Genomic DNA, 24760 nt, shown 5'->3' with positions numbered 1-24760 from the left:
ACGGTTAGTGTGGAAATTGAACATGAAGAGAGAACATAAAGTTTGAGCTGCCAAACCCAGAAAAAAGTCTTTTATATTGAGCTGTTGCGGGTGGTCGCCGCAGTGGCAGTGATCGCCATTCATGTGTTGGGGCCTTATCGCTACCTGATGGGCGAAATCCCGCAAGGCGACTGGGTTTCAGCGATAGCTATTAATGGCGCAAGTCGCTGGGCTGTCCCGGTTTTTATTATGATCACCGGTGCATTATTACTTTCAGACACCCGTCCATTTTCGCCGGGATACTTTGTCCGTCGACGGGTTATGAAAGTGTTCGTGCCGTTTGTTGCATGGTCGGTTTTTTACGCGGTATTGGCCGGGATTTCGTTACAAAATGTAAATTGGACGGAAACTGTACAGCGGTTAACCTCCTTTCCAACCGAAGAAACTTACTATCACTTGGGTTTTTTCTATTACTTTATTCCGCTTTACCTCTTAGTGCCGATATTGCGTCCTGTTGCCCAACGGGATGATCCGGGGCTCTTTTATGCGTTGTTGGGGTCTTGGTTCGTCCTGAGCGCAGCGCGGCTTGCCGGTATATCGCTGGGGCTGGTGGAAGACTTGGTGCTTTATGGCGGCTATTTGCTGCTGGGTTATTTGTTGCACCAAAGCAAACTGCCGTTGAAGTGGCTGCTGTTTATCGGCATCTCGGCGCTGGTGGCAACCGAGTACACCGCCATTTCTGAAAGCGTCTCAAGAAGTCGATACACAAGTGCGGGATGGTTTTCCTATAAAACCCTGAACACGGTATTGATTGCTGCGATGGTATTCGGGCTTTGCCAACATTGGGCGGAGCGGGTATCTGAGCCTATGCAGCGAAAGGTCGTGGCGGTTAGCCGTCATTCGCTGGGGATTTATCTGGTGCATCCCGTCTTTCTCTGGCCTGTGAGGGAGTTGGCGTTCACGCCGGGAATGACATGGCTGACCATCCCCTTGGTGACACTGGCCGTGTTCGTGTTGTCTTACATGGCCAGTGTGGGATTGTCGAAGTCGCGCTTCACGTCATGGTTGGTGCCATAAGACGAAGGCTTTAGTGGCGCTGTAGCTTCGCGAAGTGGATAAATTCAGCGCCGCGATAGGTCAGGGTGCCGCAATCACCGGGTTGTAGGGCATGGTAATAGTGAATACCCACCTGAAATTCCCGTTTTGGTCCGCCTTCAATCGGCTCGACATAGATCCAATACTCTTCCGGATCTTCATGCTGCTGCGGGTCGGGAATGGCGACAGACTGTTTGTCGAGAATACGGATATCAATAGAACGCTCTTCCGCCCCTTGGCCCAGCATGTGCTTTTGCATGGTCAGTACAAAGTAAACACCAGCGATCACCGCGAGGGCGCCTACGAGCAATATCACAGAAATCGGCACGGTGTTCTCCTTTATCCGGCCATTATCGGTCGGCAATGAGTCTACTTCACAGACCCATTTCGCAAACCTGATGAGCAGAAATTTCGTGATCCACTCCACTTATCCTGCTCAGCATTGGCGCTAATGTAAACAAAGTTAAAGTGCATTCTCAGTTTTAGTGTTATGACGTAAGCTAATGATATGAGGTGCACTATCTACTAAAAGGAGGCCTTCATGGATGAAATTGCCATTGTCGTGAGACAGAGTCGGCGTCTGGAACGGCTCCTCAAAGAACACTACCACGCAGAAGGTCGTGGATTGCATGAATTGGTGAGTAGCTGTCAGGAACGGTTGCCACATGATGTGATTGCCAAGCTTCGCTTCATTGCCACCATCCGCAACAAAGCCGTGCATGAAGATGGCTATGAAGTGGATGACATGCGCGGATTCATGAGTGCATGTAAGCAGTGTGAAAAAGAATTGCTGCCACGAAGCAGCCGCACCATCTGGCGTATTGCCCTGTTCCTGATCTTCGCCGTGACGGCGGGAGCGGTCTGGTTTTATATCGAAAACTGGCGACATATCGTCGGGCAGTAGCGGCAGCATGATTGACTAAGGCACGGTTTTCCGTGCCTTTTTCTTTTAATCGAGACTGAAAGTTATATGTAAACACTTACCCTTGTTGCGGGTATAAAAGTGCTTTTGATGCCTTGTTCGCTTTCTGAGACGTGTGCGGTGGACAATAAATCCTGCATCTCTAGACTTGGTTGGCTCGCAATTTAAGGGAATAAATCATGTTGAGTTGGGTTGCCGTCTGCTTTTCAGGCCTACTACACATCAATGCCGCGTATAAAGGGCCTCAATGGCAGTTTTATCTGTTCAAGCCCCTGACGATCGCCTTGATGATGTTGATTGGCATGATGGGCGGTGAAGCGAACAGCTATACCTACCTGATCCTTACCGGGCTTGCTTTCTCGCTGGTCGGCGATATTTTCCTCATGTTGCCAAAAGACCGGTTTATTCCGGGCTTATTGAGTTTTCTGGTGGCGCACATACTCTACAGCGTTGCTTTCTGGCAGCAGTTCGAAGGCCCAATGGTCTGGTGGCTGCCTTCTTTGATTGGCGCAGCGAGCGTCATCGTCTTCCTGCTTCTTCTTCCCAACCTTGGCCCTTTGCTCATTCCTGTTGGGGTATACATTGCGGTGATTGCCCAAATGGCCTGGGGCGCAGGGGAATTCTGGATGAATGCTCAAACGCAGGTCGCGGCACATGCTTTCGGTGGTGCATTGCTGTTTATGGTGTCTGACACTGTATTGGCGTTTGACCGTTTCAAAGGCCCTTTCAAAACCTCAGTGCTGCTCATCATGAGCACTTACTTTTGCGCGCAAGGGCTGATCACGCTCTCCATATTGTCGTAGGAGGTAAAGATGTCTTGGGTTCAGGTGTATAGTGCGAGCAATTCACTTGAGGCGCATAGCCTTAAAGGCATGCTGGAAAGCATGGGCATTGAGGTGGTGTTGAAAGGAGAGTCCCTTTCCAGTGCGACCGGTGAACTCCCTTCTGATGCTATTGCAGTGACGCTTTGGGTGGATGCCATGCGCGAGCAGCAAGCACGCCAGGCCCTCAATGACTACGAAGCACAGGCTGAACAAGTCTGGTTTTGTCACGCCTGTGGAGAGGAAAACGGCGGCAGCTTTGAGATTTGTTGGCAGTGCAGCACACCACGCAGCGAGCGCTAGCTGATTAAGCTTTGCTTTATATCAAGATTCTGTAGGCGTCGCTGTGATTCTATATGCGCAATGACTAATAGAGTGGAGCCAACATGCTTGCATCAATTCATGTGCATGAGATCCTTAATCATCTCAAGCAACAGCCAATGTCCGAACAGGCGCTGACTCACTGGGTCGATGGTCAATGGGGCGTGAGTGCGCGTTTTCATACCTGCAGCCAACAAGGACTTTCTTTCAGCGAAATGCTGGAGTTTCTACGTCGTCGCAAAAAAATCTTTGAAGACATGGGTGCGATTTCAGTCAATGAAGCGCGGGTCTGTAATCACTAAACTGCGGCGAACTGACGTGAAAAAGGCCTCTACTGAGGCCTTTTTCATCTTATTCTTTCACGTTGTCGCCAACCATGTACTTGCGGCGAATATCGAGCAGGGCAAAGATCCCGAAAAATAGGATCGACCACTTCTCCCATTTCGTCATGTTGATCTTGTCGCCGAAGGCACCGATGAAGATCAGCATTTGCAGGCCGTGCATACAGAACAGGAAAGCGGTCATGATGTATAGCGCCATCGCTGCCACCCCCGGAAACGGATGCACGATATTGGCGAACAGAACAAACCAGACAAAGCCGATGGCCGCTTTTGCTAACAGGATGAGTGCTTTCATTTTTCCTCTCTTTGATACAGCCGGAAACTGACTTGTCCGGCATGTTTTTCCTTAATCATGTCCCAATGAGTCGGCACAACCGGTTGTCCCAGTTCTTTTTCCGCCTCAATGTAAATCAGCGCGTTGTGGCTTAACCATCCGTTCTGCTCAAGTTTGCTGATAATGTCACTCAGCAAGTCTTTACGAAACGGTGGGTCAATGAAAACCACATCAAACGGCTGCCCTTTATTGGAGAGATACGACAATGCATCAGTATTGTGCACTGTCGCGTTATCCGCTTTCAGCGTATTGAGATTCTGACTGATTTGGGTCGCTGCGCCTTTGTCCAGCTCCAGCAGTGTCACTTGCTCTGCCTGACGGGACAAGGCTTCCAGCCCCAAACCGCCACTGCCGGCGAACACATCCAGACAGCGCGCTTCATACAAATCTGCGGCCAGCCAGTTAAAGACCGTTTCCTTCACGCGATCTGTTGTGGGGCGCAGGCCTTCCACGTTTTTTACCGGCAATTTGCGACCACGCCACTTGCCGGCGATGATGCGGACAAATCCCGATCCGCCTCCTGCATTTGCTGCTGAAGCATTACCGCGACCGATGTTTCGGTTCGCAGGGTTTTTAGGGTTACGTCGTACCATAGATTTTTTGACCGCTAAGAAGGTGTTAGACTATACGCGTTCGGTAATGGCTCTGCATTTTCCCCAATCTTATTCAGTTAGCGACGTAAGGGCTTTGGCCACTTTCGCCGGGGTTGCTGCGTCGAGAATAGGTATGCATTTACCCACCGTTACCACACTGCATTGACTTAGGCGCAGTGTTCACAGTTTTAGATCAGCTCGCTGTTATCGCGCCGATTGTACCAATCAAGCTTTAGGATTTGCCAATGGCAGAAAAAAAGAAACGCGGATTTATGTCCTGGCTGGGTTTCGGCCGAAAAAATGACGAACAAGATGCTCAGCAAAAAGCCGCAGAACAAGCGCGCTTAGCGGCAGAAGCCGAAGCCAAAGCCAAAGCGCAGGCGGAAGAAGAAGCCCGTTTAGCGGCGGAAGCAGAAGCGAAGGCGCAAGCGGAAGAACAAGCTCGCTTAGCGGCAGAAGCTGAGGCGAAAGCTCAGGCGGAAGAACAAGCTCGCTTAGCGGCAGAAGCAGAAGCGAAGGCGCAGGCGGAAGAAGAAGCCCGTTTGGTGGCGGAAGCCGAAGCGAAAGCACAGGCAGAAGAACAAGCCCGTCTGGTGGCAGAAGCTGAAGCGAAAGCGCAGGCGGAAGAAGCAGCCCGTGTCGCTGCAGAAGCTGAAGCGAAAGCGCAGGCGGAAGAAGAAGCCCGTTTAGCCGCAGAAGCTGAGGCGAAAGCGCAGGCAGAAGAAGCAGCCCGTTTGGCAGCAGAAGCCGAAGCAAAAGCACTGGCGGAGGAACAAGCCCGTTTAGCGGCAGAAGCTGAAGCGAAAGCGCAGGCGGAAGAAGAAGCCCGTTTAGCGGCAGAAGCTGAAGCGAAGGCGCAAGCGGAAGAGCAAGCCCGTTTGGCGGCAGAAGCTGAAGCGAAAGCGCAGGCGGAAGAACAAGCGCGTCTTGCTGCGGAGCAAGCGGCTCAGGCTGAGCAGGAAAAACCGAAAAAAGAAGGCTTCTTTGCGCGCCTGAAACGCGGCCTTCAGAAAACTAAAGTCAATCTGGGCGCAGGTTTCTTTGGTCTGTTCAGCGGTAAGAAAATTGACGATGAGCTTTTTGAAGAGCTCGAAGAGCAGTTGCTGATTGCTGATGTGGGCATGGACACCACTACCAAGATCATCGATAGCCTCACTGACAAAGCGTCTCGCAAAGAGTTAAAAGATGGTGAAGCGCTTTACGGCATCCTCAAGCAAGAAATGGCAGACATCCTGAGCAAGGTGGAAAAGCCACTGGACGTTGAGAAAAAAGATGGCCCATTCGTCATCTTGATGGTTGGCGTGAATGGTGTGGGTAAAACCACCACCATCGGTAAACTTGCCAAGCAATTCCAGCAGCAGGGTAAGTCAGTCATGCTGGCGGCAGGTGACACTTTCCGCGCAGCCGCAGTCGAACAGCTGCAAGTATGGGGCGATCGTAATAACGTTCCTGTGATTGCACAGCACACAGGTGCGGACAGTGCATCAGTGATCTATGACGCGATTGAAGCTGCAAAAGCACGTAATGTGGATGTGGTGATTGCCGATACCGCGGGTCGTCTTCAAAACAAAGCTAACCTGATGGAAGAGCTGAAGAAAATCGTCCGCGTGATGAAAAAGCTCGACGAGAATGCGCCACATGAAATCATGCTGACCATTGATGCAGGCACAGGCCAAAACGCGATCAGTCAGGCGCGTCTGTTTAACGACATCGCACCACTTTCAGGTATCACTCTGACCAAGTTGGATGGTACGGCGAAAGGTGGCGTGATTTTCGCGGTGGCTGACCAATTCAACATCCCAATCCGCTATATCGGTGTGGGTGAAGGCATTGACGATCTACGTCCGTTTGTGGCGGAAGACTTTATCGAAGCTCTGTTTAGTCAGGAGGACTGATAGGCGTGATCCAGTTTCAGCAGGTAAGTAAGGCCTACCGCGGTGGGCAGCAGGCACTGCAAAAAGTGAGTTTTCACTTACCCAAGGGTGACATGGCGTTTTTGACCGGTCACTCAGGTGCGGGGAAAAGTACCCTGCTGAAATTGCTGTGTGCGATTGAGCGGCCAAGTGACGGACAAGTTCTGTTTAATGACCACGACATCTCACGCATTGCGCGAAAAGACATTCCTTTTCTGCGCCGTCATATCGGTGTGATTTTTCAGGATCACAAGCTCCTGATGGACAGAAGCGTGTTCGACAATGTGGCATTGCCGCTCCGTATCGAACAGGCGAGTGAAAACGACATCAAGAAACGTGTGTCAGCGGCACTGGATAAAGTAGGTTTGCTGGATAAGGCGGCCTGCTTGCCGATTCAGCTTTCCGGTGGTGAACAGCAACGCGTGGGCATTGCCCGTGCTGTGGTCAACCGCCCGATGGTGCTGGTGGCTGATGAGCCAACGGGTAACCTGGATGCAGATTTGTCGCAGCAAATCATGGAACTGTTCCGCCAGTTTAACCAAGTCGGTGTGACCATATTGATGGCCACCCACGATACGTCGCTACTCAACCGGTATGACATGCGCCGTTTTGAATTGAATCAGGGTCACTTGTCGGAGGTGACACGTGGCTAACTTCATTTCTGTGCACAAACAGCAGGGCGGTCAGGCGTTTCGCGATTTAATGGCGAAACCACTAGGGAACCTGCTTACGGTTCTTGCTCTTGCATTTTCACTGGCACTGCCGGCCACGCTGTTTATGCTGGCGAAAAACGTCGTTGCAGTGACGCAAGAGTGGCAGGCTCCCAATCAATTAACGGTCTATCTGAACCCAGTGTCGGAAAGCCGCGCGGAAGCTTTTGGCGAAGAACTTGCAGCCTGGTCTGAAGTGGCGACTGCTGAATTTATTTCGCCGGAGCAGGGATTAACCGAGCTTCGACAGATCCAAGGGTTTGAAGAAGCCGTAAGCCTTCTGGAAGATAACCCGCTGCCCGCGGTAGTGGTGTTGACGCCTGCGAGTGATGATGCGGCGGCAGTGACTGCCCTTGCCGCTAAATTGCGAGCCACATCAGAGGTGGAAGAAGTGCGTCTCGACAGCGATTGGCTGCAACGTCTGTCTGCCATTGAATCACTGGTGCTGACATTAACCTGGGTGTTCTCCGGTCTATTGCTAATGGCAGTGTTCCTGATTATCGGCAACACCTTGCGCCTGCAGGTACAGAGCCAGAAAGAAGAGATTCAGGTCATGAAGCTGGTGGGTGCGACCGACAGCTACATCCTACGCCCTTATTTATACACTGGCGTTTGGCTGGCGTTGTCTGGGGCCATGGTGGCTTGGTTGGTCACTATGGTAAACAGCCTACTTTTGGATGCAGCCGTTGCAAAATTGGCTACATTATATAGCAGCGGTTTCAGGCTATCGGCACTAAGCCTTGAAGAAGGGCTGATTTTGCTGATGGTGTCAGGACTGATTGGCCTTCTGGCTGCCAGACTCGCCGCAGCAAAACATATGCGGGATATTGAACCTGTTTGATGTTTGAACCTATCCGATAAAAGCAGGTCACAAAATGGTACCTACTTGCAGTTTTTTTGAACTCGAGTAGAGTATCTGGTTCGCTTCGAAAGCGAAGAATAGTTCGATAAAGTCGAAAAGAGGTGAAAATGACAACAGAGATGTATGCACTGGCCCCCATCTCCCAAGATAGCCTTGATAGCTATCTGCAGCAGGTAAACGGCTACCCAATGCTGTCTGCGGACGAGGAGCGTGAGCTGGCAGAACGTCTTCACTACGAGGAAGATCTGGATGCGGCGAAAGGCCTGATCCTGTCTCACCTGCGATTTGTTGTTCATATCGCCCGTGGTTATTCCGGTTATGGATTGCCAGTGTCTGATTTGGTGCAGGAAGGTAACATTGGTCTGATGAAGGCCGTGAAGCGCTTTAACCCGGAAGTGGGTGTGCGTCTGGTATCTTTCGCTGTTCACTGGATCAAAGCAGAAATTCACGAGTACGTACTGCGTAACTGGCGTATCGTGAAAGTCGCAACCACCAAGGCGCAACGTAAGTTGTTCTTCAACCTGCGTAAGTCTAAGAAGCGTCTGGGCTGGTTCAACGCCGAAGAAGTGAATATGGTCGCAGACCAGCTGGGCGTTGATGCGGCAGAAGTGCGCGAGATGGAATCCCGTCTTGCGGCGCAAGATGCTGGGTTTGACGCTGGCGCAGATGATGATGAGCGTGAAGGCGGTGCAGTTGCTCCTGTCTTCTATCTGGAAGATAAAAGCTCGGATGTCGCGACCAACCTGGAATCACAGAACTGGGAAGACCACGCGAATCGTCGCCTGGCACAAGCCATGTCCGGACTCGACGAGCGTAGCCAGCACATTATCCGTTCACGCTGGCTGGACGATGACAACAAAGCCACTTTGCAGGAACTGGCTGATCACTATCAGGTGTCTGCAGAGCGTATCCGTCAACTTGAAAAGAACGCGATGCGTAAACTGAAAGAAGCCGTTGGCGACGCTTTGTGATTGCCTACTGAATACGTTGAAGAAAACCGACAGATTGTCGGTTTTTTTGTACCTGAAATTCTTCCAAAATCGCTCCGATAAAAATGTTTTCCACAGTTTTATTACGATCAACACAACATATAGTGGATCCGGCTTTCAGATCATACTTTATCAACGCAATCCACAGTGTTTTCCACAGGTGGTGAAAAAGCATACAAAGTCCTTGTATTCTCCATGGCATGGTGAAGAAAAAAGTCATGTACAATGCTGTTTTACGTGTCTTGGAGCCATAAGTGGCCGGGAGACGTATATTGATCAGGTCAGACGGGAGTGGAATAACCCATGGAACAATTTGCGCATATCTCTGTAACGGACGCTTTGGCAATGCTGGAGGGTGATGATCATCACGCTGTGATGGTGGATATCCGGGATCCTCAGTCATTTCAGTTATCTCATCCACAGGGCGCATTTCACCTTACCAATGACTCCATTGTGCAGTTTATGAATGAAGTGGACTTCGAGCAGCCAGTATTGGTGATGTGTTACCACGGCGTGAGCAGTCAGGGCGCAGCACAATATTTGATTAACCAAGGCTTTGAGCAGGTGTACAGTGTAGATGGTGGATTCGAAGCCTGGCACCGACAATCCCTGCCGGTGGAATCGGGCATCTGATCGAAAACAACGAAGAGGTACTATGATAAGGCTGACTGCACTTTCTAACCCCCGAGCCGCGCAGGCTTTTATCGATTACATGGCATCAAGGAACATCGCGATTCAGATGATGCCAGAGGGGGAAGGGCAGTTTGCCTTATGGCTGGCAGATAGCCAGTACCAGATTGAGGCAGAAGCTGAACTCGCCGCTTTCCTTCAAAACCCGGGTGATGAGAAATATCAGGCAGCGTCGTGGAACATGGCTGAAAGCCGCACCGCCAAGTTTTTCTATCCACGTCAGGGACTGCTGACTTCGCTCAAACAAAATGCAGGGCCTTTCACGCTGTCTATCATGGTGGTGTGTATTGTGGTGTATGCCGGGCTGACTTTGGGTTTCGGCAATGATGTGTTCTCTCTGCTCCACTTCCCGGCGACAGACGACCAGCAATGGCAACTTTGGCGGCTGTTCTCTCACGCCTTGCTTCATTTCTCCGCGACTCACATCGTTTTCAACCTGCTGTGGTGGTGGGTGCTTGGCGGCAAAATCGAAAAACACAGTGGTAGCGCCAAGCTCATGCAGCTTTTTCTGCTGACGGCACTTTTCTCCGGCCTTGGTCAGTACGCCTTTGAAGGCCCGGCTTTCGGCGGTATGTCCGGTGTCGTGTATGCGTTGTTGGGTTACTTGTGGCTCATGGGGGCTTTGGCACCAGAGCGGGGACTTTCGATTGAACCGGCCTATGTCGGCTTTATGCTGCTTTGGCTTGCCGTGGGCTTTTTCGAACCCTTCGGTATGGCCATTGCCAATATGGCGCACCTTTTCGGTTTAGTGTCAGGCTGTGCGCTTGGATTCATAGACGCCAAACTGAGAAAGGCGAGGTAATGTGAGCTCTGCTCATCCTTGAACTGGCCTGATTGGCATTCCCAGTGCAGCCACGTAAACTGTGTGTGGTTTTTACTTTTTCGCAGGGGATGCCGTGAAACAGACATTACGCCACCAGGAAATACTCGATCTTGTTCGAAGCAAAGGATACGTCAGCACTGACGATCTGGTGGCTCACTTTGATGTCAGCCCCCAAACCATCCGCCGCGACCTGAACGAACTTGCGGCCGAGAACAAAATCCGTCGCCAGCATGGTGGCGCCACCATCCCTTCCAGCTCTGTTAACACCGCCTATGACGCCCGTAAGGCTATGCAGCACGAAGCCAAGAATAAGTTGGCACAGGCGCTTGTGGCGCATATTCCAGATGGTGCGACCCTGTTTATCGACATCGGTACCACGCCGGAAGCGGTCGCGCGTGCACTGCTGAACCACCAAGATCTGCGCATTGTGACCAATAACCTCAATGCAGCCAGTATTCTGATGGCCAAAGAAGACTTTCGCATCATCATGGCGGGTGGAGAAGTGCGCAACCGTGATGGAGGCATTATGGGTGAGGCGACGCTGGACTTCATTTCCCAGTTCCGTCTGGATTTCGGCATTCTGGGGATCAGTGGTATTGACCTCGACGGTAGCCTGTTGGATTTTGATTATCACGAAGTACGTGTGAAGCAAGCCATTATGGAGAACAGCCGCTCAGTCATGCTGGCCGTTGACCACACCAAGTTTGGCCGAAGTGCCATGGTGAACGTTGGTGATATTGCGCAGGTCGATATGCTTTTCACCAATGCGCCTTTACCGGAAACGCTGCAAGCGCGGTTGCAAGATACTGAAACTCAAATAGAAATGGTCGAATGATTTTCCTTTCCGACAACAAAACCGCCTGATGGCGGTTTTTTTATGCCCGTAATGCGCGATTTTTCTTCATTTTGTCATTGGGGATGGCGCTTTTTTGTACTAGAATGCTCGAAAACGAAAGTTAAAATGTTCGTATGAGCGTGAGGGTGTAATGGAACAGGCAAAAGAAAATCAAAATAACGACGTGTTGGATGTGATTGTTGTCGGTGGCGGCATTAATGGCGCGGGTATCGCTGCGGATGCTGCTGGTCGTGGTTTGAGTGTTGGCCTTTATGAAGCGGCCGACTTTGCTTCTGCGACGTCTTCAGCCAGCTCCAAACTTATTCACGGCGGCCTTCGTTACCTCGAGCATTATGAATTTCGTTTGGTCAGTGAAGCCTTGGCCGAGCGTGAAGTGCTTTTGAAAAAAGCCCCATTCCTTGCCTGGCCGATGCGTTTTCGTTTGCCGCATCGCCCACATCTTCGCCCGGCCTGGATGATCCGTATCGGTCTGTTTATGTATGACCATCTTGGAAAGCGCACCACCTTGCCCGCCAGTAAAGGGCTTCGTTTTGGTGCTGATTCTGTCCTGAAGCCTGAAATGACAAAGGGTTTCGAATACTCAGATTGCTGGGTCGATGACGCGCGATTGGTGATCCTGAATGTCATGGACGCAGCCGAGCGTGGCGCGGAAGTGCGTAACCGCTGTAAGGTCGTGCGCGCAGAGAGAAACGGTGGCGTTTGGGACGTGGATATCCTCGATACTGTGACTCAAGAAGTTTTCAGTCGCCGATGCAAAGTGTTGGTGAATGCGGCCGGCCCTTGGGTGAAATCCTTCTATGACGATAGCACCTCGCTCAAATCGCCTCGCGGCATTCGCCTGATCAAAGGCAGCCATGTGGTCGTGCCTCGCGTCCATAACGAAGAGGCCGCTTACATCCTGCAAAACGAAGATGGCCGTATTGTGTTTGTGCTGCCGTATCTTGACCGCTTCTCCATCATTGGTACGACTGATGTGGAATACAAAGGCGACCCACGTGAAGTGGCGATTGAACAGAAAGAAGTCGATTATGTGCTGAATGTTTATAACCAGCACTTTAAACATCAGTTAAGTACGGATGATGTGGTGTGGACCTACAGCGGCGTGCGCCCACTTTGTGACGATGAATCTGACTCACCACAAGCCATCACCCGTGATTACACCCTCGATCTGGATGACAATGGCGGTGATGCGCCTATGCTGACCATTTTCGGTGGAAAGCTGACGACCTACCGTAAACTGGCTCGTGCAGCGGTGAATAAGCTGGAGCCTTTCTTCCCTGAGATGGGTGAAGACTGGACCGCAGATCAGGTGTTGCCTGGTGGTGAGGATATTTCAAGCTTCGACGATGTGCAGCAGCGCTTGAAACAAGAATGTCCGTGGATGGATGATTTCACGTCTAACCGTCTGGCCATCACTTATGGTAGTCGCGTCTGGGTATGGCTCAATGGCGCGAAGACCGCTGCTGATCTGGGTATCGACTTCGGTGAAGGTCTGTCACAGCGCGAAGTGGAGTATCTGATGGCATCTGAATATGTGCAGGATGCTGAAGATTTGCTGTGGCGTCGCACCAAACTGGGCTTGTACCTTTCTAAGGAACAGCAACAACTGGTTGCTGACTACATTTCCACAGGCGCATCAGCAATGGATGAGGCCGCGACGGCCTGAGTCCGGAAAGCAAAAAAACAAAAGGCGGCTCTCTGGCCGCCTTTTCAGTTCTTAACGCTTACTGGTACAAGTATTTTGTAAACAGCAGATCAGCAATGACTTTCTGGTTGGTTTCCGCCAATAGCATTTCGTTTACCTTGTCCAGACACGCTTTGCGAATCGACTCGCGCCCGGAGAGGGATTTCACACGCACTTCATTTTCCTGGCTCAACACTTCAATGATGGTGTCGCGGATCAGCGGCTGGTGATATTCCAGCATCTGTATCAGTGAAGGGTCATCCACCATTAGGTCAACTCGGACATTAATAAACCCAAGTTTGCGGCCTTCCGTAATAAAGTTAGTGGTGATCTCTGGCTCAAGCGTAAAATAGCTGAACTGTGCGGCATTCTCTTCCTCAGCCAAGGTTGGAAGGGAAAACAGCAGAGACACGATTAAGGCGAAAACAGCAGTGATATTTTTTTTCATGGTTTTTGCCAAACCCCGGATTTCATCAATCTCTTATGGTAGTTTAGCTGCGCGAATAGGGGCACAGCCTGTACAATAGCGCAATATACCTAAACCACTTAAAGCCCGAATCTCTAAGTGGTTTAGGTATATTAATACTAAACACTATTGGCCGATTCGGCGAAAGTTTTGTGGTTTTTTTGCTCTTTGGCTCAGGATAACATGTCAGAATTCAAGGAATTACACTTACAAGCTCTCATGAATGCAAAGTGGGAGGAGCCAGACTGGCAAACACTTGAAACTACCCGCGAAGGGGCGTGGTTACTGGAACGCCACTCGATGACAGAAAGGCTGAAAGCGCACTGTCGTACGCTGGCCGTTGAGGTGTTGGGCTTACATGAAATAGAACAATCTGCCCTGACTGAGAACGAGCTCAGCCTGTTGGGTGAAGAGTCTTGTTTGGTGCGTGAAGTGGTCCTGTCTGGCGATGGGGATGCATGGCTATGTGCACGTACTTTGGTGCCTAAATCGACCCTGACAGAAAAAGAGCAAGACATTGCAGATCTTGGCGCGGTGCCTTTGGGGCAGCGCGTGTTTAATCAGGCCAATGCCCGTCGTGATGCCATTGAAGTGACGACTGTTGTGGTAGAAGGACAAACCCTGCTGGCGCGCCGTTCGCGTTTGTGGGTCAATGAAAAGCCGATGCTGGTCTCCGAGCTGTTTTTGCCGGATGCGCCGGTGTATCAGGAGGAAGGCTAAATGGATGCGGCCAAGGCGAGAGCGTATTGGCAATTAACGCGCATGGACAGGCCAATCGGTAGTTTGTTACTGCTGTGGCCAACGCTTTGGGCATTGTTTCTGGCAGCAGATGGAGTGCCGAACCTGCACGTACTGGTGGTCTTCGTACTTGGCGTTATTATGATGCGCGCAGCGGGATGTGTAATTAACGACTTCGCTGATCGCAACTTTGATGGTCATGTGAAACGTACCAAAGCCCGTCCATTACCGTCAGGGTTGGTGACCGCTAAAGAGGCATTAGCCCTGTTTGGTCTGCTGATTTTGGGCGCATTCCTGCTGGTACTTACGCTTGACCCTTTGACCATCAAGCTATCTGTGGTTGCCGCACTGTTGGCGTCTGTCTATCCCTTTATGAAACGCTTCACCCATATGCCGCAGTTGGTGCTTGGCATGGCATTCAGCTGGGCGATCCCGATGGCCTATGCGGCGCAGTCTGGCGAATTGCCGCCAGTGGCGTGGATGTTGTTTCTGGCCAATGTGTTATGGACCGTGGCTTACGATACCCTGTATGCCATGGTTGATCGCGATGATGATTTGAAAGTCGGCATCAAATCTTCTGCCATTCTCTTTGGGCGCTTCGACAAGATTGCCGTTGGTATACTGCAGCTGATTACGGTCCTGTTGTTGGTACTGGTGGGCTACCTCAGCGAGCTTTCACAGGTTTACTACTGGTTCCTGTTGGCCGCTTCGGCGCTGTTTGTTTATCAGCAGTGGCTGGCGCGTGGCCGTGAGAGAGAGCTTTGCTTCAAAGCCTTCCTGAATAACAACTACGTCGGCATGCTGGTATTTATTGGTTTGGCGCTTGCTGTGCTGATCAAGTGATACGCTGAATATACCCAAATAACCTGAAGATGCTCGAATTCAGAGGCCATCAATGCGTTCAATTCGAGGCAAATTTCGCGAGGAATAGTTGTTCTATTTTCGTGGAATTTAACGAAGAAGTGAGTGCATTGAGGGCCTCCCTTCGGGCGAGTTGACTGACGTCGTGCTCTTTGTTGTTCCTTTTTGATGGAGATGACTACATCTACAAAGGAACGCCGCGATCACAACGCCAGTCAAACTCGCTGAATCCTGCATCTTCAAGTTGTTTGGGTATAGTAGCAATAAAAAACCTCGCACATTGGCGAGGTTTTTTGTTTCTAGCGATCAGATGATTAGTCTTCTGATGGCTGGTTCAGGATAGCCTGAATGGTCAGCTGCACTTCCGGTGAAATCAAACCGAATACACACTCGCGGAGCGCCTCAACGCGATCAGCGCGGGCATGGTCGTCGTCATTCAGATAGCCCTGTTCACGCAGCGAGTTCAGCAAAGTCGCAAACACGCCTTTGTCGAAGAATTCCGGTGCGTTGATACCGTGTAGACGGCTCAGACGTTGTGCCATCATCTGGCTTTGTTGCTCCAGATCGGACTTCGAGGTGTCTGGCTCATGGCTGAACAGCGTCAGGGTGATCGCGTAGCGCTGCAGGGTTTCTGCAATCGTGCGGCCCAGCAACTGAAGTTGAGTCAGCTTGCCGTTGTTACGACTGATGGTGTCACCGTCTACGGTGATCAGCGATTGACGCTCAAGCTCAATCAAGGTCGCATCGATGTAGCTCTGCAAAGATGCATCATCGAAGCTCATGAACAGCTCAGCTTTCAGCAGCGGATAAAGCTGACGAATCGAATCCATCAGGTTTTCACGTGAAACACTGGTCTTGAATACCAGCATTTGCGCGATCAGTGAAGGTACCGCAAACAGGTGAATGATGTTGTTGCGGTAGAAAGTCATCAGGATGGCCTGCTGACGATCCAGCGAAATCACTTCACCCAGCGAGTCTTTTTCGACCACGAACTTGTTCAGGCTCAGAGCATGCTCAACTAACTCCTGCGCGGAATCATCAGGCACTGTACTGGTTGATGAATACGGCACCTGACGCAGCAACTCGAGGTAAATGGTCAGTTGTTCTTCCAGCGCCTCACGGCTCAATGCACTCTGGCGGGAAGCGAGCAGGGCTGTTGCACACAAGGTCAGGGCATTGGCTGCAGCAGCATCATTGATTTTGGTCATCATGCGCTCTGCCAACTCATTCACCGCTGGTAGCAACCAATCTGGACGCTGAGGTTCAATCGGGTCGATGTCTTTTTGCCAATCCGGTGCCTTCTCATTCAGAAAGTGGTTCACAGGAATCGGCTCACCGAAGTTTACGTAGCCCTTACCGTAGTTACGCAGTTTGCGAAGAATGCCCAGTACCTGACCGAAACTTTCTTTCTCTTTGCGCTTGCCCTGTAGCTCTTTGGCGTAGGTGCTGACTTCCATCACGTGCTCGTAACCGATGTAGACTGGCACCAAAGTGACGGGGCGCTTGAGGCCACGCAGCATCGCTTGAATGGTCATTGCCAGCATGCCGGTTTTCGCCGGAAGCAGACGGCCAGTACGCGAACGACCGCCTTCCGAGAAGTATTCTACCGAGTAACCTTTGGCAAAAAGTTCAGCCAAATATTCGCGAAATACCGTGGAATAGAGGCGGTTGCCCTTAAAAGTACGGCGCAGGAAGAACGCGCCGCCGCGACGGAAAATAGGACCCGCCGGGAAGAAGTTCAGGTTTACGCCCGCCGCGATGTGCGGTGGCACCAGACCTTCTTTATACAGCACGTACGAAAGCAGCAGGTAGTCCATGTGCGAACGGTGACAAGGCACGTACACAATCTCATGACCATCTTGCGCCAGCTTACGGACGCGTTCAGAGTTATTGATATTAAGGCCTTGATACAGCTTGTTCCAAAGCCAGGTCAGTAGGCGATCGGCATAGCGGATAAGGCTTGGTGAGAAGTCCGCAGCGATTTCTTCCATCATGTCGATGGCTTCTTTACGCACTTTCTCTACCGGTACGTCACGGCTTGCCGCTTCATCCTGTACCGCTTTATCAATGGCTTTGGAAGCCAGCAGGCGTTTGAACAGCAGTTGGCGATCCGGCAAGCCAGGGCCTGATGCCGCCATTTTCTGGCGTGAGAAGTGGATTTTCGCCACACGTGCCAGCTTGTTCGCGATCGTGGTATCTGTGCCGTGCTTGTCTGCCATAAAACGCAGGGAAACCGCATTACTAAAGCGAACCATGCTGTCACGACCCAGCGTTAAAATTGTATAGCACTTTTGCAGGCCATTCATGGCTTGCAGGGCAGGTGCTGCCGGACGTGATTCATTGCCCGGGTCGCGGTTCCACACCACAGACGCCGGCACCATTTGGATGTCGAGTTCAGTGTCACGCTTGTGCAGCTCGAGCCATTCGGTGAACAGAGTGAGGGAGTCTGCCGGGACAGGGTCGCTGTCTTTAAACATGCGCTTGCCTTCAGACACGCACACATAGCGCGGCAGGCTTTTTCCACCCAGTTCCAAAGGTTCCAGCGGGTCTGGTAAACCGAGTTGCAGACAGCTGCTGCGCAAGGTCAGCAGATCGGTATGAGAGCGGAACGGCAAAACATAAACCATAGGGCGGGACAGATCGAGGTCCAGCTGGTTTATGGGATCTGACGGAATACTGATGGTTTTCACCAGTACCGACAGCGGTAAATTCAATAGCTTGTGATAAATCGATTGGCAAGCAGACATCTGATCGCAGCCTCTTATATTTTGTGCGTGGCAAGTCTAGCAGAAAACATCCCCGAACTTGCAGGGAAATGACACCAATCCGCGGGCTTATGTCAAGGTTGAGCCAAGGTATGGTGAGCTGGGCAGTCAGAAAAATTGTGAGCTGAGCAGCGCCTTTATTAGAGATTGGCGCAAAATCCGCCTTTTCAAGTGGTTAAACACTGGATATACTCACAGTTAACTGTATAAAAAGACAGGTCATGATATGAAGCCGTTAACCGCAAGACAACAGCAAGTCTTTGATTTGATCAAAGCAAAGATCGATGACTCCGGTATGCCACCGACGCGTGCCGAAATCGCGAAAGAACTCGGGTTCCGTTCTGCCAATGCGGCAGAAGAGCACCTGAAAGCGCTGGCGCGTAAAGGCGTGCTTGAAATCGTACCTGGTGCATCACGCGGTATCCGCTTGCTGGTGGAAACCGAAGCGGCGAACGACGACGAAGGCCTGCCTTTGATTGGTCGCGTGGCAGCCGGTGAACCTATTCTCGCGCAAGAGCACGTGGAAATGCACTATCAGGTTGATCCGAACTTGTTCAAACCGAATGCAGATTTCTTGCTACGCGTTAGCGGTATGAGTATGAAAGACATCGGTATTATGGATGGCGACCTGTTGGCGGTACATAAAACACAGGATGTACGAAACGGCCAAGTGGTTGTCGCGCGTGTTGAAGATGATGTCACCGTGAAGCGCCTTGAGCGCAAAGGCAATCAGGTGCTGCTTCATGCTGAGAATGAAGAATTCGCGCCGATCGTGGTTGATCTGTCTCACCAGCATCTCACCATTGAAGGTATTGCCGTTGGTGTGATTCGCAACACAGACTGGATGTAACACTCCAGCTTCGCATTACAAGAGTTAAAGAAACAGGCAGCTTCGGATGAAAAGTCCGACGCTGCCTTTCTTTTTGCGAGTTTTTCGTGCTACAGGCCGCTTCCCCTCTGCATTTTTGCACACCCGCAATTCTCTGTTCCGCGCGGTCACTTTCCTCAAAACAAGGCATTAACTCTTCTTAAAATAAAGATTTTTTTGCTTTGGATTTCTGAAGTTTTTTAAGAAAAGCGGCACAAAATCGTTGAGGATGAAACAGTTGTCTTCATCTCGTAAATTCGTGGCTGGCATCATGTTTCGGGGCATTCTGCTGCTCAAATTTTGTTCTTTCCACGTTCCTTGCCTAGCTTTAGTTGTAAACAGAGTGTTAACCAAACTTTCATTTTTTTGCATCCATTTACATTTAGCACTGCGAAGTGACTTTGAGGAGGGAACCGGTGAAGACTCGCCAACTTCTATACGCGCTCGCAATTTTCTCTTCGTTTGCGGCCAATGCTGCCAACGAAGCGTCCTCGTTTAACCTGACTCCCGGTGTGACGGAAATCAGTGAGAAAGTCTATGGCCTTCATATGACGATTCTCTGGATTTGTGTCGCTATCGGCGTGGTCGTCTTCGGCGTGATGTTCTGGTCTATCATCCATCACCGCAAATCAAAAGGCGCGGTGGCCGCGAATTTTCATGAAAGCACCAAAGTGGAGATTCTCTGGACGCTAATCCCTTTTCTGATCCTGATTGGTATGGCTGTTCCGGCAACCAAGGTGTTGTTGGCAATGGAAGACCCGTCTGATTCAGAACTGACGATTCAGGTGACTGGTTCTCAGTGGAAATGGCATTACCGCTATTTCGACCATGAAGTGGAATTCTTCTCTTTGCTGGCGACTTCTGCCGCGCAAATTGATGGTGAATCAGCCAAACGTGACACCTACCTGTTGGAAGTTGACCGCCCGCTGGTGGTGCCGATTGGCAAGAAGGTGCGTTTCCTGATCACCTCCGAAGATGTCATCCACTCTTGGTGGGTGCCGGATTTTGCCGTGAAGAAAGACGCCAACCCTGGCTTTATCAACGAAGCTTGGACGCGTATCGACAAGCCGGGCATCTACCGCGGTCAGTGTGCAGAGCTTTGTGGTAAAGACCATGGCTTTATGCCGATAGTGGTGATTGCCAAACCGGTCGACGAGTTCGAAGCCTGGGTGACGGAAACGGCGGCTGCGCAAGCCAAGGTGAAAGAAGAAGAGCAGAAATTGCTGGCGATGAACATGGACATGGAAGAGCTGATGGAGCTGGGTGAGGACGTGTACAACTCACGCTGCGCTGCCTGTCATCAGGTCAATGGTCTGGGTCTTCCCGGCGTATTCCCGGCACTTGCCCAACAGGGCATCTCTGCTGATCCCGATAAGGTACTCGACCACCTCAATATTGTAATTCACGGCAAACCAGGCACGGCTATGCAGGCGTTTGGTGCGCAGCTTGGCCTGAAAGAGCTGGCTGCGGTGATCACCTACGAGCGAAACGCTTGGGGCAACAACACGGGCGATGCCATTCAGGCGTCTCAAATCAATGCTGTGCTCAACGGTGACGATCTTTAAGGAGAAATCGCAATGACGGATATGACGCCTGATCAGGTCGGTCACGATGACCACGACCATGATCATAAACCCCGAGGGTTGATGCGTTGGCTGTTAACGACCAACCATAAAGACATCGGCTCCATGTATTTGATCTTCAGCTTCACCATGTTTTTGTTGGGTGGGGCGATGGCACTGGTGATCCGTGCAGAGTTGTTCCAGCCGGGCTTGCAATTGGTTGACCCTAACTTCTTTAACCAGATGACCACGGTTCACGGCCTTATCATGGTATTCGGTGCGGTCATGCCAGCCTTTACAGGATTGGCTAACTGGATGGTGCCTATGATGATTGGCGCGCCGGATATGGCGCTGCCACGCATGAATAACTGGAGCTTCTGGATACTGCCGTTTGCCTTCCTGATGCTCATCATGTCGCTGTTTATGGAAGGAGGCGGTCCAAACTTTGGCTGGACCTTCTACGCACCGCTCTCCACCACCTATTCCCCTGACAGCACCGCACTGTTCGTGTTTGCTGTTCATATCATGGGTATCAGCTCAATCATGGGCGCGATCAACGTGATAGTGACCATCATGAACCTGCGTGCACCGGGCATGACCTACATGAAGATGCCGCTGTTCGTCTGGACCTGGTTCATCACTGCCTTCCTGCTGATTGCGGTAATGCCAGTGCTTGCCGGGGCGGTCACCATGGTGTTGACCGATAAGTACTTCGGAACGTCATTCTTTGATGCCGCCGGTGGTGGCGATCCGGTCATGTTCCAGCACATATTCTGGTTCTTCGGACACCCAGAGGTGTACATCATGATCCTGCCGAGCTTCGGGATCATCTCAGCGATTGTGCCAGCGTTTGCCCGCAAACCACTGTTTGGTTACGCGTCTATGGTTTACGCGACCGCATCCATTGCAGGCTTGAGCTTTGTTGTATGGGCGCACCACATGTTCACAACAGGCATGCCGGTGTTTGCAGAACTCTTTTTCATGTACTGCACCATGTTGATATCGGTGCCGACCGGGGTGAAAGTGTTTAACTGGGTGGCGACCATGTGGCGAGGCTCATTGACCTTTGAGACGCCCATGTTGTTTGCGCTCGCCTTTATTGTGTTGTTCACCATCGGGGGCTTCTCCGGCCTGATGCTGGCAATAACACCGGTGGACTTCCAATACCATGATACTTACTTCGTGGTGGCGCACTTCCACTATGTATTGGTATCCGGGGCCATCTTCTCCATCATGGCAGCGGCTTATTACTGGCTGCCAAAATGGACCGGGCACATGTACAACCAGACGCTCGCCAACTGGCACTTCTGGTGCTCACTGATTTCGGTCAACATCCTGTTCTTCCCAATGCACTTCCTGGGGCTGGCTGGCATGCCACGTCGTATTCCGGATTACGCCCTGCAGTTCGCTGATATCAACGCGATTGTCAGTGTCGGTGCTTTCCTGTTCGGCTTCTCCCAGCTCATCTTCTTGGTGCTGGTGGTGAAATGTATTCGTGGCGGCGAGCCTGCGCCAGCGAAACCTTGGGAAGGTGCAGAAGGATTGGAATGGACGGTGCCTTCACCTGCGCCTTATCACACCTTCTCAACACCACCGAAAATCGATTGAGGATAGCGTATGGCAGAGCAAGAACAGCAGACACAAAAAACAGGACGTTCAGCAGCAAAGCTGGCGGGCTTGGCTGTGCTGATGTTTGGCTTTGCCTTCGCGCTGGTGCCACTTTATGACGTGTTCTGCGACATCACCGGCATTAACGGTAAAACCAGTGATGTCGCGGCGACGGAAAGCAATCAGGTCGATTTCTCCCGTACTGTCACCGTTGAGTTTGTCGCCTACATTAATCCCGGTCTTGGCTGGGATTTTGTGCCTGAGGTGAAAAAGCTCACCGTGCATCCGGGAGAGACGCGCACCATCGCTTACCGTGCCACCAATAACACCTTGGTGAACTCGGTCGGACAGGCGGTGCCTTCGGTTACCCCTGGGCTTGCCGCGCAATACCTGAACAAAATTGAATGTTTCTGCTTTAACCGCCAGCCCCTTGAAGCAGGAAAAGACGCAGAACTTCCACTGGTGTTTTATGTCGACCCGGAGCTGCCGGAAGACATCAGCACCCTGACGCTGGCATATACCCTGTTTAGCGCAAAGACTGAGCCTGTGACTCAGTAAATGCAGTGAGGTCATCATGACGACAGATACCAATACCGATGCCCAGTACGAAAACTACTATGTGCCCGCACAGAGCAAGTGGCCGATTGTCGGTGCTATTGCCTTGTTCTTTATCGCAATGGGTGCAGGTTCGACAGTCGCCGGATTGTTCGGTGGCAATGGTCCATGGATGCTGCTGATTGGCACCGGCATTTTGATGTTTATGCTGTTTGGCTGGTTCCGCGATGTGATTCATGAGTCGATGGGTGGATTGTATTCAGCGCAAATGGACCGCTCTTTCCGCCAGGGCATGAGCTGGTTCATCTTCTCGGAAGTGATGTTTTTTGCCGCTTTCTTTGGCGCACTGTTCTATGCCCGCGTTATTGCGGTTCCTTGGCTGGGAGGGGCGAGCAACAATGCCATGACGGCAGCGGTGCTCTGGCCTGACTTTATTCCAGGTTGGCCTTTGGTGAAAACGCCAGATGGCACGGAAACTACGGCCATGGGGGCTTGGGGTTTACCGCTGATTAACACCATTATTCTGCTTGCTTCGTCTGTCACGCTGCACTTTGCACATGTGGCGATGGAGGAAGGCAACCGCCAACGCGTGAAACTGTTTCTTGGTGTCACCGTGTTACTGGGGTGGATTTTCCTTGGGCTTCAAGTGGAAGAATATGTGCACGCGTACCAAGAGCTGAACCTCAGACTGGATTCAGGGATTTACGGGAATACCTTCTTCCTGCTTACCGGTTTCCACGGTATGCATGTTTTCCTTGGCTCGATCATTCTGTTCATTATTTGGTTGCGGGTACTGAAAGGACACATGACCCCTGAGCATCACTTCGCCTTCCAGGCCGGGGCTTGGTATTGGCACTTTGTGGATGTGGTATGGCTGTGTCTGTTCGTGTTCGTCTACATCTTGTAGCGACGCAAATTAATAAGGGCGGCTGTTGGGTTCAATCACTCCGGTCGCCAACGCTACCAGCAAGATGACAAATACAAGCACAGAGAACAATACGCGACGTCCTAAAAAGCGGGACATGGGAACGTCGGATTGACCCTTAAGCATAATCGGCAGAGCACGGAACAGATTAAACACGATAAAGACCAACAGGCAGACGAGGATCCCTTTGAGCAGCATATTGCCTCCTGAGAGTCAAAAAGGTGACCGGATGTCTTCTTCCAACATACGGCAAATAAGACGGATTGGTTTTCTTGTATTCACTCTGGCGATGACAGTGCTCTTGGTCAAGCTGGGGATGTGGCAAATGTCCCGCGGGGCAGAAAAAGAAGCGCTTTTGTCGCAAATGGCAGAGCGTTCACAGCAGGAAGTGACCGCCTTGGCGTCTTTGCCACAGGAATTGAAAGGGACGCGGGTTAAGTTAACTGGCCAGTTTGATACATCGAAGAGCGTACTACTCGATAACCAAACCTTCGAAGGCCGCGTGGGATACCGCTGGTTTCTACCGTTCAGAAGTGACAATCAGTGGATATTGGTCGAACTGGGTTGGGTGGCGGCGCCGGCAACAAGGGATACATTGCCGACATTGCCAACGCTAGAAGGACAGTTTTCAGTGACCGGCACCGTCGATTTTCCCTCCGACAGGGTCGTGCTGGCACAAGTGGAAACAGAAAATGGTTGGCCCAAGCGGGTGCAATCGGTGGAAATTCAAGGTCTGGAACAAGCTTCCGGACTTTCCCTCAAACCCTGGCTTATCCGCGGTGATGTGATAAGCGACAGCAACGGAGAGAGCTTCAGTACAGGTGCAAAACCCATCTGGGAGCCTGTCGTGATGAAGCCGGAAAAGCACTATGCCTATGCCATGCAGTGGTTTGGATTGGCGCTGGTGGTAGTGATTGGATTTGGGCTTTGGTGGAGGAAAGGACGCATATGAATGGGAAAAAAGCGCTGATACTGGTCACCGTGATTTTTGTTCTGCCGGTTCTGGCTGCCAAATTGGTGTTGGATTTTGGCTGGTACAATAAGGGCGTGACCAACAATGGCGAGCTTATCGCCGAAGAAGTGAAGGCTGACTGGCTGTCACACAACGGGCAATGGCGTTTGGTCTACTCCTACCCCAATTCTTGTGATGAGAAGTGCGAAAGTGCGCTTTTTCAACTGAACCAAATTCCGGTTGCGGTTGGACGTGAGCGTGAACGGGTTGCCAGCATCCTGCTGACACCGGAAAGCTCGGCGGTGGAAGAAGGCACCAATGTCACCCGCCAAAACATCGATGCAACGCAACAACAAACCATGTCGTCGCTGCCCTTCTCTGAAAACGCGATTTATCTTGTTGACCCCCTGAACAACCTTATTCTTGCCTATCCGGTGCCAGCGGAAAAATCAGCACAGGTGGCACAAAGCAAAGGACTGCTGTCCGATCTTCGAAAACTCATGAAACTCTCCAAAGTCGGGTAAGGG

The 24760-nt window shown here is 51.4% G+C and carries 28 protein-coding genes; 22 read left to right on the top strand and 6 right to left on the bottom strand.

Annotated elements, in window-relative coordinates:
• The first annotated feature begins 42 nt into the window (after window positions 1-42).
• The gene (locus tag QL223_RS14470) at window positions 43-1056 is read left to right on the top strand and encodes an acyltransferase family protein (protein WP_281545118.1); all 1014 of its coding nucleotides are present in this window, start codon (window positions 43-45) and stop codon (window positions 1054-1056) included.
• 10 nt (window positions 1057-1066) lie between these two features.
• On the opposite strand, the gene QL223_RS14465 is transcribed toward QL223_RS14470, so the two are convergent.
• Entirely contained in the window at window positions 1067-1402 is a 336-nt protein-coding gene (locus QL223_RS14465) for a DUF2500 domain-containing protein (RefSeq protein ID WP_046303398.1), read from the bottom strand.
• Window positions 1403-1615: 213 nt separating this feature from the next.
• Here QL223_RS14465 and QL223_RS14460 point away from each other — a divergent pair, with 213 nt between their 5' ends.
• The 4 genes from QL223_RS14460 (at window position 1616) to QL223_RS14445 (ending at window position 3440) form a co-directional block, all read left to right on the top strand.
• Entirely contained in the window at window positions 1616-1978 is a 363-nt protein-coding gene (locus tag QL223_RS14460) for a hypothetical protein (RefSeq protein WP_062666829.1), read from the top strand.
• Between the two features lie 197 nt (window positions 1979-2175).
• On the top strand, window positions 2176-2799 hold the full coding sequence (locus QL223_RS14455) for a lysoplasmalogenase (RefSeq protein WP_039849447.1): 624 nt from the start codon (window positions 2176-2178) through the stop codon (window positions 2797-2799).
• A 9-nt stretch (window positions 2800-2808) separates the two neighbouring features.
• Window positions 2809-3120: a DUF2007 domain-containing protein gene (locus QL223_RS14450; RefSeq protein ID WP_281545117.1), complete on the top strand. Its 312-nt coding sequence runs from the start codon at window positions 2809-2811 to the stop codon at window positions 3118-3120.
• A gap of 83 nt (window positions 3121-3203) precedes the next feature.
• The gene (locus QL223_RS14445) at window positions 3204-3440 is read left to right on the top strand and encodes a YecH family metal-binding protein (RefSeq protein ID WP_281545116.1); all 237 of its coding nucleotides are present in this window, start codon (window positions 3204-3206) and stop codon (window positions 3438-3440) included.
• A 49-nt stretch (window positions 3441-3489) separates the two neighbouring features.
• Here the strand turns inward: QL223_RS14445 and QL223_RS14440 are convergent, their stop codons facing one another.
• Both QL223_RS14440 and rsmD read right to left on the bottom strand, forming a co-directional pair.
• The gene (locus tag QL223_RS14440; RefSeq protein WP_002535427.1) at window positions 3490-3774 is read right to left on the bottom strand and encodes a DUF1145 domain-containing protein; all 285 of its coding nucleotides are present in this window, start codon (window positions 3772-3774) and stop codon (window positions 3490-3492) included.
• A complete protein-coding gene (gene rsmD, locus QL223_RS14435; RefSeq protein WP_002535426.1) occupies window positions 3771-4406 on the bottom strand; it encodes a 16S rRNA (guanine(966)-N(2))-methyltransferase RsmD in 636 nt (211 codons plus the stop codon). Before rsmD ends, QL223_RS14440 begins: the two co-directional genes overlap by 4 nt.
• Window positions 4407-4651: 245 nt before the next feature.
• On the opposite strand from rsmD, the gene ftsY reads away from it, so the two are divergent.
• From ftsY to glpD, 8 genes are all read left to right on the top strand, one after another.
• Window positions 4652-6301, top strand: coding sequence for a signal recognition particle-docking protein FtsY (gene ftsY, locus QL223_RS14430; protein WP_002535425.1), 1650 nt, complete (start codon window positions 4652-4654; stop codon window positions 6299-6301).
• Window positions 6302-6306: 5 nt separating this feature from the next.
• Entirely contained in the window at window positions 6307-6972 is a 666-nt protein-coding gene (ftsE, locus tag QL223_RS14425) for a cell division ATP-binding protein FtsE (protein ID WP_046303392.1), read from the top strand.
• On the top strand, window positions 6965-7870 hold the full coding sequence (gene ftsX, locus QL223_RS14420; protein WP_281545115.1) for a permease-like cell division protein FtsX: 906 nt from the start codon (window positions 6965-6967) through the stop codon (window positions 7868-7870). Before ftsE ends, ftsX begins: the two co-directional genes overlap by 8 nt.
• A gap of 128 nt (window positions 7871-7998) precedes the next feature.
• Complete coding sequence (gene rpoH / locus QL223_RS14415) at window positions 7999-8862, top strand: RNA polymerase sigma factor RpoH (RefSeq protein ID WP_002535417.1); 864 nt, start codon at window positions 7999-8001, stop codon at window positions 8860-8862.
• A 321-nt stretch (window positions 8863-9183) separates the two neighbouring features.
• Entirely contained in the window at window positions 9184-9513 is a 330-nt protein-coding gene (glpE, locus tag QL223_RS14410; protein WP_002535414.1) for a thiosulfate sulfurtransferase GlpE, read from the top strand.
• Between the two features lie 22 nt (window positions 9514-9535).
• On the top strand, window positions 9536-10372 hold the full coding sequence (gene glpG / locus QL223_RS14405; protein WP_002535413.1) for a rhomboid family intramembrane serine protease GlpG: 837 nt from the start codon (window positions 9536-9538) through the stop codon (window positions 10370-10372).
• Window positions 10373-10466: 94 nt separating this feature from the next.
• A complete protein-coding gene (locus tag QL223_RS14400; RefSeq protein WP_039849445.1) occupies window positions 10467-11228 on the top strand; it encodes a DeoR/GlpR family transcriptional regulator in 762 nt (253 codons plus the stop codon).
• A 151-nt stretch (window positions 11229-11379) separates the two neighbouring features.
• The gene (gene glpD, locus QL223_RS14395; protein ID WP_002535410.1) at window positions 11380-12915 is read left to right on the top strand and encodes a glycerol-3-phosphate dehydrogenase; all 1536 of its coding nucleotides are present in this window, start codon (window positions 11380-11382) and stop codon (window positions 12913-12915) included.
• 58 nt (window positions 12916-12973) lie between these two features.
• Here glpD and QL223_RS14390 read toward each other — a convergent pair whose 3' ends face one another.
• Window positions 12974-13381: a flagellar basal body-associated protein FliL gene (locus QL223_RS14390; RefSeq protein ID WP_039849444.1), complete on the bottom strand. Its 408-nt coding sequence runs from the start codon at window positions 13379-13381 to the stop codon at window positions 12974-12976.
• A 201-nt stretch (window positions 13382-13582) separates the two neighbouring features.
• Between QL223_RS14390 and QL223_RS14385 the strand changes: the two genes are divergently transcribed.
• Both QL223_RS14385 and ubiA read left to right on the top strand, forming a co-directional pair.
• On the top strand, window positions 13583-14119 hold the full coding sequence (locus QL223_RS14385) for a chorismate lyase (protein WP_002535407.1): 537 nt from the start codon (window positions 13583-13585) through the stop codon (window positions 14117-14119).
• Window positions 14120-14980, top strand: a complete 861-nt coding sequence (gene ubiA, locus QL223_RS14380) for a 4-hydroxybenzoate octaprenyltransferase (protein ID WP_046303385.1) — start codon at window positions 14120-14122, stop codon at window positions 14978-14980.
• 332 nt (window positions 14981-15312) lie between these two features.
• Here ubiA and plsB read toward each other — a convergent pair whose 3' ends face one another.
• The gene (plsB, locus tag QL223_RS14375; protein ID WP_281545114.1) at window positions 15313-17745 is read right to left on the bottom strand and encodes a glycerol-3-phosphate 1-O-acyltransferase PlsB; all 2433 of its coding nucleotides are present in this window, start codon (window positions 17743-17745) and stop codon (window positions 15313-15315) included.
• Between the two features lie 244 nt (window positions 17746-17989).
• On the opposite strand from plsB, the gene lexA reads away from it, so the two are divergent.
• From lexA to QL223_RS14350, 5 genes are all read left to right on the top strand, one after another.
• The gene (gene lexA, locus QL223_RS14370) at window positions 17990-18613 is read left to right on the top strand and encodes a transcriptional repressor LexA (protein WP_281545113.1); all 624 of its coding nucleotides are present in this window, start codon (window positions 17990-17992) and stop codon (window positions 18611-18613) included.
• Between the two features lie 434 nt (window positions 18614-19047).
• Window positions 19048-20196, top strand: coding sequence for a cytochrome c oxidase subunit II (gene coxB / locus QL223_RS14365; protein ID WP_046303551.1), 1149 nt, complete (start codon window positions 19048-19050; stop codon window positions 20194-20196).
• 12 nt (window positions 20197-20208) lie between these two features.
• Window positions 20209-21801 (top strand): cytochrome c oxidase subunit I, encoded by a 1593-nt coding sequence (gene ctaD / locus QL223_RS14360; protein WP_002535394.1) that lies wholly within the window; start codon window positions 20209-20211, stop codon window positions 21799-21801.
• 9 nt (window positions 21802-21810) lie between these two features.
• Window positions 21811-22359: a cytochrome c oxidase assembly protein gene (locus QL223_RS14355; RefSeq protein ID WP_002535392.1), complete on the top strand. Its 549-nt coding sequence runs from the start codon at window positions 21811-21813 to the stop codon at window positions 22357-22359.
• A gap of 16 nt (window positions 22360-22375) precedes the next feature.
• Entirely contained in the window at window positions 22376-23263 is an 888-nt protein-coding gene (locus QL223_RS14350; protein ID WP_002535391.1) for a cytochrome c oxidase subunit 3, read from the top strand.
• 9 nt (window positions 23264-23272) lie between these two features.
• Here QL223_RS14350 and QL223_RS14345 read toward each other — a convergent pair whose 3' ends face one another.
• Complete coding sequence (locus tag QL223_RS14345) at window positions 23273-23479, bottom strand: DUF2909 domain-containing protein (RefSeq protein ID WP_002535390.1); 207 nt, start codon at window positions 23477-23479, stop codon at window positions 23273-23275.
• A 31-nt stretch (window positions 23480-23510) separates the two neighbouring features.
• Here QL223_RS14345 and QL223_RS14340 point away from each other — a divergent pair, with 31 nt between their 5' ends.
• Both QL223_RS14340 and QL223_RS14335 read left to right on the top strand, forming a co-directional pair.
• Window positions 23511-24233 (top strand): SURF1 family protein, encoded by a 723-nt coding sequence (locus QL223_RS14340; protein ID WP_281545112.1) that lies wholly within the window; start codon window positions 23511-23513, stop codon window positions 24231-24233.
• On the top strand, window positions 24230-24757 hold the full coding sequence (locus tag QL223_RS14335; RefSeq protein ID WP_002535388.1) for a hypothetical protein: 528 nt from the start codon (window positions 24230-24232) through the stop codon (window positions 24755-24757). Before QL223_RS14340 ends, QL223_RS14335 begins: the two co-directional genes overlap by 4 nt.
• Window positions 24758-24760: the final 3 nt, after the last annotated feature.

This window comes from Grimontia sp. SpTr1 (assembly GCF_947387585.1).
GTDB lineage: Bacteria > Pseudomonadota > Gammaproteobacteria > Enterobacterales > Vibrionaceae > Enterovibrio > Enterovibrio indicus.
Note: the sequence above shows the minus strand (reverse complement) of the source record. Positions and strands in the feature narration are given on the sequence as shown.